Here is a 12,484-nt window from a genome sequence, read left to right on the forward strand (position 1 = left end):
GCATTGTGCTCGAAGCTCCTGTCCCCCTTGTCGCTTGGCAGCCGGCCAACTGGCCTCGCTATTCCGCGCAGACCTCCAGTCGGACAGGTTTCGCGAGCTGCTCCGCCACAGGTGTGCCCTCGTGGGGTTCTCACCTTCTCATCCGGCGGACAGAGTTCGCTCCGAGGCGTGCGGTCGTCGTGAAGCAGCCGCCGCCTCTTCAGAGCGCTCCACTTTCGCGGGCGCGAAGCACGCCTTCCTCAACGCCCCAGGCGCCAACGGTGACGTGGCGGCCGCACCTCTTCAGTGCCCGGGTGTCGCCCCGGAAGCGCGCGGTGTGATGGAGTGTCCGCGTGCAACGCCTCCGCCGCCTCCTCATGGCCTTCGTCCTCATCGCCGGCATGCTGTACCTCTCGCTGTGCGCGCTTGCCTTCGCCGCGCAGCGGTCCCTCATCTACCCCGCGCCCCTCGCGGAGCCTTCGGCGCTGCGTGATCAGCCGGGCTTCGGCGTGGTGCCGCTGGCCACCGGCCTCAACGTGGACCGCTTCTACCTGCCCGCGCCTCCGGGCGCCCCCACCGTGGTGCACTTCCACGGCAACGGCGAACAGCTCCTGTGGCAGCAGGGCCTGGGCCAGGCACTCGGGGACGCGGGGCTGGGCTTCCTCGCGGTGGAGTACCCGGGCTACGGCGCGTCGCCGGGCAGCCCTTCGGAGGCGGGCCTGTACGCGTCCGCGGAGGCCGCGCTCCAGTTCCTCCGCGAGCAGGGCGTGAAGCCGGAGGACATCGTGCTCAGCGGGCGCAGCCTGGGCACCGGCGTCGCCGTGGAGATGGCCCGGCGCGGATACGGTGCACGCATGGTGCTGGTGTCCCCCTACACGTCCATGGTCGCCATGGGCCAGCGGACCCTCCCGTTCCTGCCCGCGTCGCTGCTGATGCGTGACCGCTACCTGTCGCTCGACAAGGCCCCCCACATCCCCATCCCCGTCCTCATCATCCACGGCGAGCAGGACGAGGTGGTCCCCGTGGACATGGGCCGCACGCTGGGCCAGCGCTTCCCGCACGCTCGCGTGGTGACCGTGCCGGGCGCCGGCCACAACGACGTGCTGGAGCGGGACGGGCTGCAGGAGTTCGCGCGGCTGGCCACGTTCGCGCTCGACGGGACCTGAGCAGGGCGGCAGGACGCATGACGTCCTGCGTTGCGTTCCCTTGCGCCTACCAGCGATCGCCGGACTATGCTCCGTGTCATCAACGCGATGTTTCATCGCGTCCTCAAGCTCCCCCGAGGGATGGATGAGCATCGACCCGGCCCCCGCCGCGACCCTGTCCGAAGCGGCCCGTGAAATCGTCGAAGTGGGCCGCTTCCTGAGCGTGCGCAACTTCGTGCCCGCCACCAGCGGCAACTTCTCCCGCAGGCTGGATGCCCGCACCGCCGCCGTCACCCGCTCCGGCGTGGACAAGGGCGAGCTGGTGGAGGCGGACATCCTGGTCGCGGACATCCACGCGCCGCCGCCCAGGGGCTCGTCCGCGGAGACGCCCCTGCACCTGCAGCTCTACCGCGACCGGCCGGAGGCGCAGGCCGTGCTGCACACGCACTCCGTGGTGGCCGCGCTCCTGTCGAACCTGCGGCTTGCGGAAGGCGAGCTGGTGCTCCAGGACTTCGAGCTGCTCAAGGCCCTGGGCGACACGCGTACGCACGAGGCCGCGGTGTCCATCCCCATCTTCCCCAACGACCAGGACATCCCCCGGCTCGCGGACAAGGTGACCGCGATGCTCCAGAAGCGCACGGACCTGGTCGCGTATCTCATCGCCGGCCACGGGCTGTACACCTGGGGCCGGAGCATGGCCGAGGCCCGCCGCCACGTGGTGGCGCTGGAACACCTGCTGACGTACGAACTCGAGAAGATGAAGGTGCGGCGATGAGCAAGCTGATTGTCTACCACGACCACCAGCCGGAGGCGCCGCTGGGCGTCTTCACCGAGCCCGAGGACATCCGCCGCGAGCTGAAGCCCGCGGGCGTGCGCTTCGAGCGCGTGGACGCGTCCGTGGACCTGCCGGACGGCGCGGGCCAGGAGGAGGTCCTCGCGGCCTACAAGCACATCGTGGACGCGGAGATGAAGGCCCACGGCTACAACACCGTGGACGTGGCGCGCATCAAGCCGGACGCCCCCAACGTGGAGGCCGCCCGCCAGAAGTTCCTCTCCGAGCACCAGCACACGGAGGACGAGTCCCGCATCATGGTGGAGGGCAGCGGCTGCTTCTACCTGCACGCGGGCGACAAGGTCTTCCAGGTGGAGTGCACGCGAGGCGACCTCATCAGCGTGCCGGAGGGCATGAAGCACTGGTTCGACATGGGCGAGAAGCCCCGCTTCGCCGCCATCCGCTTCTTCATCCGCCCGGACGGCTGGGTGGGCCACTTCACCGGCGAGACCATCGCCGAGCGCTTCCCGAAGTACGCGCCGTGAGTGCCCCCAAGGCGGTCGTCACGGACATCGAAGGCACCACCAGCTCCATCGCCTTCGTGAAGGACGTGCTCTTCCCCTTCGCCCGGAAGCACCTGGCGGAGTACGTCGCCACGCACGGCCAGCAGGCCACCGTGCGCCAGTGCCTGTCGGACGCCCGCACGCTCGCGGGCGAGCCCGGCCTGGACGAGGTGGGCACCGTCGCGCTGCTCCAGCGCTGGTTGAACGTGGACCGCAAGGCCACGCCGCTCAAGACGCTCCAGGGGCTCATCTGGGAGGAAGGCTACGCGCGCGGCGAAATCAAGGGCCACGTCCACGCGGACGCGGCCCGGGCCCTGCGCGAATGGCACGCGAAGGGGATGCGCCTGTATGTCTATTCCTCCGGCAGCATCGCCGCGCAGAAGCTGATCTTCGGCTACAGCGTGGAGGGGGACCTGACGCCGGTGTTCTCCGGCTACTTCGACACCACCACCGGCCCCAAGGTGGAGGCGGCGTCGTACACGAAGATTGCCCAGGCGCTGGAGCTGCCTCCCGGCGACATCCTGTTCCTCTCCGACAACACGGCGGAGCTGGACGCGGCGAAGCAGGCGGGCCTGCGCACCGCGGCCCTGGACCGGGGCGAGGTGGCCCTGCCGCCCGGCCACGGGCACCCGGTGTTCCACGACTTCACGTCGCTCGACCCGTTCGCGCACGTGTCTTGAATTGATTCCTCTTCCAGGAGCAGAGTCCCTCCCCATGTCGAGTTCCAACAAGCCCGTGCTGGGCATCATCGGCGGCAGCGGCCTGTATCAGATTGATGGCCTGACGGATGTCTCGTGGCGCCGGGTGTCGTCGCCGTTCGGTGAGACGTCGGACGAGTTCTGCTTCGGGCGCATCGGCGACCAGCCGGTGGTGTTCCTGCCGCGCCACGGGCGCGGGCACAAGATTCCGCCCTCGGAGCTGAACTTCCGCGCGAACATCGACGCGCTCAAGCGCAGCGGCGTGACGGACATCCTCTCCGTCTCCGCGGTGGGCAGCCTGCGGGAGGATTTGCCGCCGGGCACATTCGTGGTGGTGGACCAGTTCGTGGACCGCACCTTCGCGCGCGTGAAGAGCTTCTTCTCCCAGGGGCTGGTGGCGCACGTGTCCATGGCGAAGCCCACGTGCTCGCGCCTGGGCGACGCGGTGATGTCCGCGTGCGAGGGCCTGGACATCCAGGTCGTGCGCGGCGGCACGTATCTGGTGATGGAGGGCCCGCAGTTCTCCACGCTGGCGGAGAGCAAGCTGTACCGGCAGTGGGGCTGCGATGTGATTGGCATGACCAACATGCCGGAGGCCAAGCTCGCCCGGGAGGCGGAGATCTGCTACGCGAGCGTGTCGATGGTCACGGATTACGACTGCTGGCATCCGGACCACGACGCGGTGACGGTGGACCAGGTGGTCTCGGTGCTGCTGGGCAACGCGGGCAAGGCGCGCGGGTTGGTGAAGAACATCGCGCCGCTCGTGAGCCAGCACACGGCCCTGTGCAAGGCCGGCTGCCAGACGGCGCTGGAGCACGCCATCATGACGTCGCCCGACGCGCGCGACCCGGCCATGGTGGAGAAGCTCTCCGCGGTGGCGGGCCGCGTCCTCAAGCGCTGAACGCACGGAACAAGGAAGACACGGCGATGAAAGTCCAAGGCGTTCCGATGCGCTCCATCTGGGTCGAGTCCGACGGCTGGAGCGTCGGCGTCATCGACCAGACGCGCCTGCCGCACGCGTTCGTGAAGGTGAAGCTGTCCACGGCGGATGAAGCGGGCCACGCCATCCGCAGCATGCTGGTGCGCGGCGCGCCGCTCATCGGCGCCACGGCGGCGTATGGCGTGTGTCTGGCCATGCGGCAGGACGCGTCCGACGGCGCGCTGGAGAAGGCCCTCGCCATGCTCCGGGCCACGCGGCCCACGGCGGTGAACCTGCACTGGGCGCTGGACGGGATGCGCCAGGTGCTCGCGCCGCTGAAGCCGTCCGAGCGCGTGGCCGCGGCGTACCGGCACGCGGCGGCGCTGTGCGACGAGGACGTGGCCATCAACCGCGCCATCGGCGAGCACGCGCTGAAGCTGTTCCAGGAGGCGTGGGACAAGAAGGGCCGCAAGGGGCGGCTCAACGTGCTCACGCACTGCAACGCCGGCTGGCTGGCCACGGTGGACTGGGGCACGGCGCTGGCGCCCATGTACCTGGCGCACGACGCGGGCCTGCCCCTGCACGTCTGGGTGGATGAAACCCGCCCGCGCAACCAGGGCGCGGTGCTGACGGCGTGGGAGCTGGGCCAGCACGGCGTCCCGCACACGGTCATCGCGGACAACGTCGGCGGCCACCTGATGCAGCACGGCGAGGTGGACCTGTGCATCGTCGGCACGGACCGCACGACGGCGCGCGGGGACGTGGCGAACAAGATCGGCACGTACCTGAAGGCCCTGGCCGCGAAGGACAACGGCGTGCCCTTCTACGTGGCGCTGCCGTCGCCCACCATCGACTGGACCATCCAGGACGGCGTGAAGGAGATCCCCATCGAGCAGCGCGACGGCGCGGAGCTCAGCGACGTGACGGGCCGGCTGCCGTCGGGGGACATCGCCACGGTGCGGATCACGCCTCCGGGGAGCCCCGCCGCGAACTACGCGTTCGACGTGACGCCCGCGCGGCTGGTGACGGCGCTCATCACGGATCGCGGCGTGTGTCCGGCGACGGAGGAGGGGATGCTGTCCCTCTTTCCGGAGCGGCGCGCGCAGCGGAGCGCGGCGAAGTGAGCGGGGCGGGGGACCACCAGGACTTGCGCGAGGCGATGGTCGCCACCTCGCGGCGGATGAACACGTCCGGGCTGAACCAGGGCACCTCCGGCAACCTGAGCCAGCGCGTGGAGGGCGGCTTCCTCCTCACGCCGTCCGGGATGAACTACGAGACGATGACGCCGGAGGACCTGGTCCTCATGCGCTTCGACGGTTCGCACGAGGGCCACCGCAAGCCGTCCACCGAGTGGCAGCTTCACCGGGACATCCTCCAGGCGCGGCCGGAGGTGAACGCGGTGCTGCACGCGCACAGCATGTTCAGCACCACCCTGGCGTGCCTGCGCCGGGGCATCCCCGCCTTCCACTACATGGTGTCCGCCGCGGGCGGCACGGACATCCGGTGCGCGGAGTACGCCACCTTCGGCACGCCGGAGCTGGCGCGGCACATGATGGTGGCCCTGGAGGGCCGCAAGGCGTGCCTGCTGGCCAACCACGGCATGGTCGCCATGGGCGCGGACCTGGCGGCGGCCTGGAAGCTGGCGGTGGAGGTGGAGACGCTCGCGGCCATGTACTGGCGCGCGCTCCAGGTGGGCGAACCCGTGGTGCTGGACGACGCCGAAATGGAGCGCGTGTTCCAGCAATTCCGGGGGTATGGCCAGTAGGAAGTGCTCCGCGCACACGTTCCTGCATGATTCCCGGGGTCCCTGCCTCTAAGTCGGACAGGGGGGAGACGGATGGGTCACCCCCGGTCTCCAGGAGGAGTCGGCATGCGGTGGGTTCTCGGGTGCATGGTGATGATGGCACTGGGGTGTGCCTCGCTCATGCCGGCGGGGCGGGAGCCCTCGGATCCGCGGCTGACGGAGGCGCTCCAGGCCTACGAGCGCTCCGCGACGCTCTACGAGGAGGGCCGCTACGCGGAGGCCGTGGCGCCCGGTGAGCAGGCCCTGGCGCTGCGGGAGGCCGTGCTCGGGGGCTCGCATCCGGACGTCGCCTACTGCCTGAACCTGCTGGGCGAGGTGTACCGCCTCCAGGGGGACTTCGCGCGGGCGGGCGTCCTCCACGAGCGCGCGCTGGCCCTCCGGGAAGCGGTGGTGAACGACGACGCGGCGAAGTCCGTCACGGTGGCTTCGCTGCTCAGCTTCGCCGCCTCGCCCACCATGGAGACGGACCGTCAGGCCGGGGGCTTCTACGACCACGGGCACGCGTTGTCCCGGCGGACGAACAACCTGTTCAGCCTGGACAAGCGCCGCCGCATGGGGGCGTTCGCCAGCCAGGAGGTGACGCTCAGCGAGAACCAGTCCGCCTACGCCGAGTCGCTCAACAACCTGGCCAACCTCTACCAGCAGCAGGGGCTCTACAGCCGGGCGGAGCCGCTCTATTCGCGCGCGCTGGATTTGCGGGAGACGGTGCTCGGCAAGCACCACCTCACCGTGGCGGACTCGCTCAACAACCTGGCGCTGCTCTACCGGGAGCAGGGGCTGTATGGCCGGGCGGAGCCGCTCTACGTGCGGGCGCTCGCGCTGCGCGAGTCGGCGCTGGGCAAGGAGGACCCGCTGGTCGCGGACTCGCTCGACACGCTGGCCACGCTCTACCAGGACCAGGGGCAGTACGGCCGGGCGGAGCCGCTGGGCCTGCGCGCGCTCTCCATCCGGGAAGAGGCGCTGGGCAGGACGCATCCGCTGGTCGCGGACTCGCTCAACAACCTGGCCAATCTCTATCAGGACCAGGGGCTGTACGACCGCGCGGAGCCGCTCTACGCCAGGGCGCTGGCCATCCGGGAGGCGGCGACGGACGGCAGCCCCTCGGACCTGGCGGCCGCGCTCAACAACCTGGCCACCCTCTATCAGGCGCAGGGACGGTACGACCGCGCGGAGCCGCTCTACGCGAGGGCGCTGGCCCTCTGGGAGAAGGCGTTCGGCGGGCACCACCCGCACGTGGCGGCTTCGCTCAACAACCTGGCCACCCTGTACCGGAAGCAGGGGCGGTACACCCAGGCGGAGCCGCTCTACGCGAGGGCGCTGGCCCTCTGGGAGGAGGTGCTCGGCCGGAACCACCCGGACGTCGCCGGTTCGCTCAACAACCTGGCCACCCTCTACCGGGACCAGGGGAAGTACACCCAGGCGGAGCCGCTCTACGTGCGCGCGCTGGCGATTCGTGAGGCCGTGCTGGGCCGGAACCATCCGGACCTCGCGGCGTCGCTCAACAACCTGGCGCTCCTGCGCCTGGCGCAGCGGCGCCTGGATGACGCGGTGCCCTTGTTCACGCGCGCGTTTGGAGTCTCCGAGCAGCGCCTGCGCCGCGAGGCGCTCGAGTTCTCCGAGGCGCGGCTGGCCAGCTTCCTCCAGCACCTGCGCGCGGACGAGGAGCAGCTCTACGCGCTCGTGCGCGCGCACCCGGACTCCGCGGCCGTGCGGCGTCTGGCCTTGAGCGCCGCGCTGCTGCTCAAGGGCCGCTCCGTGGAGGAGACCGCGGACATCTCCCGAGCGGTCTACCGGAGCCTGGGCGCGGAGGAGCGCGGCACCTTCGAGCGGCTGCGCAAGCTGCGCACCCAGTTGGCCAGCCTCTCGCTGCACGGGCCCGGCGCGCTCACGCCGTCCGCCTACCAGCGGCAGCTCACGGCGCTGACCGAGCAGGGCGATGCGTTGGAGACGACGCTCGCCAGCCGCTCCGCGCCGCTGCGCGCGTTGGCCGCGCTGCCCGCGCCCGGTGACATCGTCGACCGCGTCGCTGGCGCCCTGCCGGAGGATGGCGCGCTCGTGGAGTTCATCACCTACGAGGACCGTCCCCTCGTGCTGGGGACGGGCACGGCCCAGCTCCGCTGTCTGGCATTGGTGCTCCGGCCGGACGGGGACATCCGCGCGTTGGATTTGGGGCCCGCGGCGCCCATCGAGGCCGCGGCCTCCAGCCTGCGGGACGCGCTGGCCCGCCGTGACGCGGCCTTCGAGGACTCCGCCCACGCGCTGTACCGGCTCGCGTTCCAGCCGCTGCTCCCGCTGCTGGGCAAGGCCCGCCGCCTCTTCCTCTCACCGGACGGTCAGTTGGCGCTGGTGCCCTTCGCGGCGCTGCATGATGGGCGGCAGTACCTGGTGGACAGCTACGACTTCACCTACGTGACGTCCGGCAAGGACCTGCTGCCCCGGCCGCAGCAGCCAAGGCCCGCGTCCTCGGTGGTGGTGCTGGCGGATCCTGCCTTCAACACGGGGATGCAAGCCTCCGCGGGAGGCGCGCCCGTGGTGGCGGAGCGTTCGCCGTCGCTGCGCCGTGAGGACCTGGTGGCGCGCGACTGGGCGCCGGTTCCGCTGCCGGGCTCGCGCGAGGAGGCGGAGGCCATCCAGCGCCTGTTCCCGCAGGCGCAGTTGTTCCTGGGCCCGAAGGCGACGAAGGAGCGGCTGCTGCACCTGAGCACGCCGGGCATCCTCCACCTTGCGACCCACGGCTTCTTCCTGGAGGACGCCGCCGCGCCGGAGAACGCGCGAGCCGTCGCGACCTTCGGAGCGCTGGGCGAGGACCCGCAGGCCGCGCGCCCGCCGGATCCGCTGCTGCGCTCGGGCCTGCTGCTCGCGGGGGAGATGGAGAAGGCGAGCGCGTCCGACAGCGCGCTGGTGACGGCGCTGGAGCTGGCGGGGCTGGACCTGTGGGGCACGCAGTTGGTGGTCCTGTCCGCGTGTGACACGGGGCGCGGCGCGGTCCGGCGAGGGCAGGGCGTCTACGGTCTTCGCCGGGCCTTCCTGGTGGCGGGCGCGGAGACGGTGGTGATGAGCCTCTGGAAGGTGGACGACGCGACGACGCGCACGTTGATGGAGACCTACTATCGCCACCTGCTCGGAGGCGAGGGCCTGGCCACGGCGCTGCGAGAGGCGATGCGGGAGCTGCGAGTCGCGCAGCCCCATCCGCACTACTGGGCGCCGTTCATCGCCATGGGGCGGGATACGCCGCTGCGATGGCTCGACGCGGACGCGCGGCGGTAGCCCGCGCTTCAGGCGCTGCGCAGCGTGAGCAGGGTGACCTCGGGCGGGACGCCGATGCGGAAGGGGAGCCAGTGCCCGGTGCCGCCGGAGACGTAGAGGTGGCTGTCCTTGAAGCGGTAGCGGCCCAGCATGTGCTTGAAGGCGAAGCCGAACAGCGGCACTCCCAGGAAGGCCACCTGTCCGCCGTGCGTGTGGCCTGAGAGCGTGAGGCGGGCGCCGCGCTCGGCGGCGTAGGGGAAGAAGTCCGGGTGGTGGGAGAGGCAGAGCACCACGTCGTCCGGGTTCCCGTCCTTGAAGGACGTCTCCGCGGAGCGCTGCCAGCGCCGGTCGCGCCCGGTGCGGCTGGCGCCGGACATGGGGAAGTCCACGCCCACCACGCGCAGGCGCTGACCGCCATGCTCCAGCACATGGGCTTCATCCACGAGCAGCCGGACCGGCGCGCCCCGCTGTTCCAGTTGTGCGTAGCCGCCCAGGACTTCATCGAGCCCGCGCCAGTGCTCATGGTTGCCGAGCACCGCGAGCATGCCGTGGCGGGCCGTCGTGGAGGCGAGCGCGGCCATGGTCTCGTCGATTTGATTCACGTCATCGATGAGGTCACCGGTCATCACCTGGAGGTCCACACCGGCGGTGTTCATCACCTCCACGGCGCCGCGCAGGTACTCGGGGGAGATGAAGGGGCCCACGTGCACGTCGGTGATCTGCCCGATGCGGAAGCCGTCGAGCGCGGCGGGGAGGCCGCGCAGCTTCACCTCGACCTCTCGAACGGTGAAGCCCACGCTGCCGCCCACGACGCCCACGCCGCTGGCGCTGATGGCAAGGACGGGCATGGCCTGACCGGCCTTCAGCAGGAGGTCCCGGCGCCCCAGGTCCACGCCCGGAGGCGCGGCCTGCCGCTTCCGTTCCGAGCGCAGCTTGAGGATGAGGAACGGCGGGCCCATCAGCATCACCAGCAGCGCGGCGATGCTCCACACCACGGCGAACAGCTTCACCGGCACGAGGGCCGGAGGCGTGTGGTGCAGGCCGTAGCCGGTGACGGCGGGCACGGTCCACGCCGCGAACGCGAAGCCAGAGAGCCCCAGCAGCACGCCATGGCGCCAGCCCCGGGTGACAGCGGGCAACAGCCTGCGCAGCACGAGGTACGCGCCCAGGTAGACGAACAGCAGGACCAACAGCCTTCCCATGGTGTGCGCGCTCTCGGGTGTGAGGAGCCCCGAGGATAACGGCTCCCCTGACAGCGCGCTGTGCCCTGAGACCGGGTTGCTCGCCTCCTGGGCTTCACGGAACTTAACGTGTAATAACGGAAAAATGAGAAGAGGCTCTGGAGCCGGTCTCTGCGTCGGGTGGCTGTGGTTGGTGCTGCTGCTGGGGTGCGCTTCCGCGCCCGGGCCGTATCTCTCGGACGGGTCGTCACGGGAGTGCGAAGCCAGCGAAGAGGATCAGTGCCTCACGCAGGTCTGCGAGGACGACGTCTGCGCGCTGTTCCGGTGCGAGGACCTGGCGCAGAAGCGCATCGTGCGGACGCGAGGCGCCATGCCGGTGGCGCCCATCTTCGTGGCACCCGGCAGCGGTCCGCAGCGGACCTGGGGAAGTGCGCAGGGCCTGCCGCGAGACGCGGTGCCCGTCATGGTCTTCCGCTGGCACCGGCGGGAGAAGCTGCCCAGCGAGCTACGCCGCGAGAGGGCGCAACAGGAGTGGGCGAAGCGGCCGAAGGAGCGGCACCACATCTTCCCGCAGGCGTTCAAGGACGACTTCGAGCGGAAGGGCATCGACATCCACCAATACGTGATAGCGATCGATGCGGAAGTGCATGCCCGGATCCACAAAGGCGAACGCGGAGGCCCCTGGAACGCTGATTGGTTCGAATTCCTCAGTACACGAGGCAGGCGGGCCGATATCCCGACGTACTTCGAGCACGCTGGATGGATGCTCCAGAAGTACGGGCTCTTCGGATTGACGATGACCTACTGGCAGAAGGTGGACCTTCTTCCCCTGCCAGTCGAGGACTGAGCCGTGCGCTACTTTTCGATGGAAAGCCTGCGTTTCGACGAGCCGGGCCAATGGAGCGGAGAGTATCGGGCGCGCCACAGGTGGCATCTGCCGGGCGTCGAGTGTCCTCGTTGCGGAACCTGGGTGGGAATGGGGGCATATCCTTCCGTGGACCTTTCGGCCCTCGCTGAGCCCGCATTCGACAAGGTCCGAGGCCCCACGGGCTTCGCGGAGTACATGCGACTGATTGCCCTGGTGCGGCCCCTTCTTCCGCCAGGTATTCCCTTGGAGGGGGGGACCTCTTTCGGTCCCATGAGCGGGACAGCGCGCGGAAGGTTCGGCCCGGTGACTTGCTACCCTTCGTGGCAAGTGCTCCTTCGTGAAGACGCGGTTGAATTGCTCAAAGCCGAAGGGCTCCAAGGTGTCATCACGGTCCGGATGGAGCTCAAGTCCCGTCGGAGCACGATGCCCGCGCTCTACGAATTGGAAGCCCGGCCGCTGGCGAAGCTGCACCCTGACTGCATCGGCGAGTTCAAGACTCCCCCGTGTCTCGTATGCGGTCGACCCGAAATGTTCGACCTGCCGCCGAAACGCTGGCTGCTGCGCTCCTCCATTCCGGAAGGCCTCGACGTCTTCGGTATCGAAGGGGCCAACCCCCGCGTCGTCAGCGAGCGCTTCGTCGAAACCGTGCAGCGCCTGGGCCCCAGCGACGTGCACTACCGCGAACTGCCCGCCGAGTAGTCACATCCCTCCACCCGGGCTCGCGAGCCGCAGGTGCGAGTGCAGCGTCTCCGCTCTCAGGTACAGGAACTGCGCGTCCCCGAAGGCCAGCGCGTCCCCGTCCGCGAGCATCCGCTCCTCGCCCTCGCCCAGCTCCGCCGCGTTCAGCCAGGTGCCGTTCATGGACTTCAGGTCCTGCACCGAACACGTCCCCTGCGCCGAGTGCCAGCGCAGCACCGCGTGCTGCTTCGACACGGACGGGTCGTGCACCATCAGCGCGCACCCCTCCGTCCGCCCCACCCGCAGCTCCTGCCCGTCCCGCTCCGGCCCCAGGAAGTGGACCTCCAGCGAATCGAACGCCTGGAGCATCACCAGCAGCCGGTCCACCAGCCGGGAGCGGTGCGCCATCCCCACCGTGCGCGCCTCCGCCAGCCGCAGCGCCACCTGCTGGAACACCGGCTCCGGCGGCTGCTGGATCAGCACCACCGGTCCGGAGGCTTGCAGGAACGCCTGGACGGGCGCGTAGGCGAACGGGCGGAGCTGTTGGACGGAAGGCATCACGCCGTCACGTTACCCCCAGCCCCGCTCGTGCGCGAGCCACGGACTCCCAGTGTCAGATGCCCGGCGGTCC

12 protein-coding genes are annotated in these 12,484 nt (G+C 70.1%); 10 read left to right on the top strand and 2 right to left on the bottom strand.

Annotation, left to right across the window (positions count from 1 at the left end):
* The first annotated feature begins 332 nt into the window (after positions 1–332).
* The 8 genes from K8556_RS04780 to K8556_RS04815 all read left to right on the top strand — a co-directional run bounded on the left by K8556_RS04780 (position 333) and on the right by K8556_RS04815 (position 9,147).
* The gene (locus K8556_RS04780; RefSeq protein ID WP_223738826.1) at positions 333–1,145 is read left to right on the top strand and encodes an alpha/beta hydrolase; all 813 of its coding nucleotides are present in this window, start codon (positions 333–335) and stop codon (positions 1,143–1,145) included.
* Between the two features lie 124 nt (positions 1,146–1,269).
* Complete coding sequence (locus tag K8556_RS04785) at positions 1,270–1,899, top strand: methylthioribulose 1-phosphate dehydratase (RefSeq protein WP_223738827.1); 630 nt, start codon at positions 1,270–1,272, stop codon at positions 1,897–1,899.
* Positions 1,896–2,441 carry an acireductone dioxygenase gene (locus tag K8556_RS04790; RefSeq protein ID WP_223738828.1) on the top strand — a complete coding sequence of 182 codons (546 nt, stop codon included), beginning with the start codon at positions 1,896–1,898 and terminating at the stop codon, positions 2,439–2,441. Before K8556_RS04785 ends, K8556_RS04790 begins: the two co-directional genes overlap by 4 nt.
* Entirely contained in the window at positions 2,438–3,139 is a 702-nt protein-coding gene (gene mtnC / locus K8556_RS04795; protein ID WP_223738829.1) for an acireductone synthase, read from the top strand. Before K8556_RS04790 ends, mtnC begins: the two co-directional genes overlap by 4 nt.
* Positions 3,140–3,173: 34 nt before the next feature.
* Positions 3,174–4,058, top strand: a complete 885-nt coding sequence (locus K8556_RS04800; protein WP_223738830.1) for an S-methyl-5'-thioadenosine phosphorylase — start codon at positions 3,174–3,176, stop codon at positions 4,056–4,058.
* A gap of 26 nt (positions 4,059–4,084) precedes the next feature.
* Positions 4,085–5,200, top strand: coding sequence for an S-methyl-5-thioribose-1-phosphate isomerase (gene mtnA / locus K8556_RS04805; RefSeq protein ID WP_223738831.1), 1,116 nt, complete (start codon positions 4,085–4,087; stop codon positions 5,198–5,200).
* Positions 5,197–5,841: a class II aldolase/adducin family protein gene (locus K8556_RS04810; RefSeq protein WP_223738832.1), complete on the top strand. Its 645-nt coding sequence runs from the start codon at positions 5,197–5,199 to the stop codon at positions 5,839–5,841. Before mtnA ends, K8556_RS04810 begins: the two co-directional genes overlap by 4 nt.
* A 105-nt stretch (positions 5,842–5,946) precedes the next feature.
* The gene (locus K8556_RS04815; RefSeq protein ID WP_223738833.1) at positions 5,947–9,147 is read left to right on the top strand and encodes a CHAT domain-containing tetratricopeptide repeat protein; all 3,201 of its coding nucleotides are present in this window, start codon (positions 5,947–5,949) and stop codon (positions 9,145–9,147) included.
* 8 nt (positions 9,148–9,155) lie between these two features.
* Here K8556_RS04815 and K8556_RS04820 read toward each other — a convergent pair whose 3' ends face one another.
* Complete coding sequence (locus K8556_RS04820) at positions 9,156–10,328, bottom strand: metallophosphoesterase (RefSeq protein WP_223738834.1); 1,173 nt, start codon at positions 10,326–10,328, stop codon at positions 9,156–9,158.
* 169 nt (positions 10,329–10,497) lie between these two features.
* On the opposite strand from K8556_RS04820, the gene K8556_RS04825 reads away from it, so the two are divergent.
* Complete coding sequence (locus K8556_RS04825; protein WP_255651401.1) at positions 10,498–11,154, top strand: TIGR02269 family lipoprotein; 657 nt, start codon at positions 10,498–10,500, stop codon at positions 11,152–11,154.
* A gap of 18 nt (positions 11,155–11,172) precedes the next feature.
* Complete coding sequence (locus K8556_RS04830; RefSeq protein WP_223739273.1) at positions 11,173–11,874, top strand: double-CXXCG motif protein; 702 nt, start codon at positions 11,173–11,175, stop codon at positions 11,872–11,874.
* On the opposite strand, the gene K8556_RS04835 is transcribed toward K8556_RS04830, so the two are convergent.
* Positions 11,875–12,411 carry an FHA domain-containing protein gene (locus K8556_RS04835; RefSeq protein WP_223738836.1) on the bottom strand — a complete coding sequence of 179 codons (537 nt, stop codon included), beginning with the start codon at positions 12,409–12,411 and terminating at the stop codon, positions 11,875–11,877.
* Positions 12,412–12,484 lie beyond the last annotated feature (73 nt).

This window comes from Corallococcus sp. AS-1-12 (assembly GCF_020036995.1).
In the GTDB taxonomy this organism is placed as follows: domain Bacteria; phylum Myxococcota; class Myxococcia; order Myxococcales; family Myxococcaceae; genus Corallococcus.

Bases quoted from the DNA above. Each gene is read 5' to 3' on its own strand.
- K8556_RS04785 (WP_223738827.1), top strand. From the start codon at position 1,270: ATGAGCATCGACCCGGCCCCCGCCGCGACCCTGTCCGAAGCGGCCCGT.
- K8556_RS04790 (WP_223738828.1), top strand. From the start codon at position 1,896: ATGAGCAAGCTGATTGTCTACCACGACCACCAGCCGGAGGCGCCGCTG.
- K8556_RS04800 (WP_223738830.1), top strand. From the start codon at position 3,174: ATGTCGAGTTCCAACAAGCCCGTGCTGGGCATCATCGGCGGCAGCGGC.
- mtnA (WP_223738831.1), top strand. From the start codon at position 4,085: ATGAAAGTCCAAGGCGTTCCGATGCGCTCCATCTGGGTCGAGTCCGAC.
- K8556_RS04815 (WP_223738833.1), top strand. From the start codon at position 5,947: ATGCGGTGGGTTCTCGGGTGCATGGTGATGATGGCACTGGGGTGTGCC.
- K8556_RS04820 (WP_223738834.1), bottom strand. From the start codon at position 10,328: ATGGGAAGGCTGTTGGTCCTGCTGTTCGTCTACCTGGGCGCGTACCTC.
- K8556_RS04830 (WP_223739273.1), top strand. From the start codon at position 11,173: ATGGAAAGCCTGCGTTTCGACGAGCCGGGCCAATGGAGCGGAGAGTAT.
- K8556_RS04835 (WP_223738836.1), bottom strand. From the start codon at position 12,411: ATGCCTTCCGTCCAACAGCTCCGCCCGTTCGCCTACGCGCCCGTCCAG.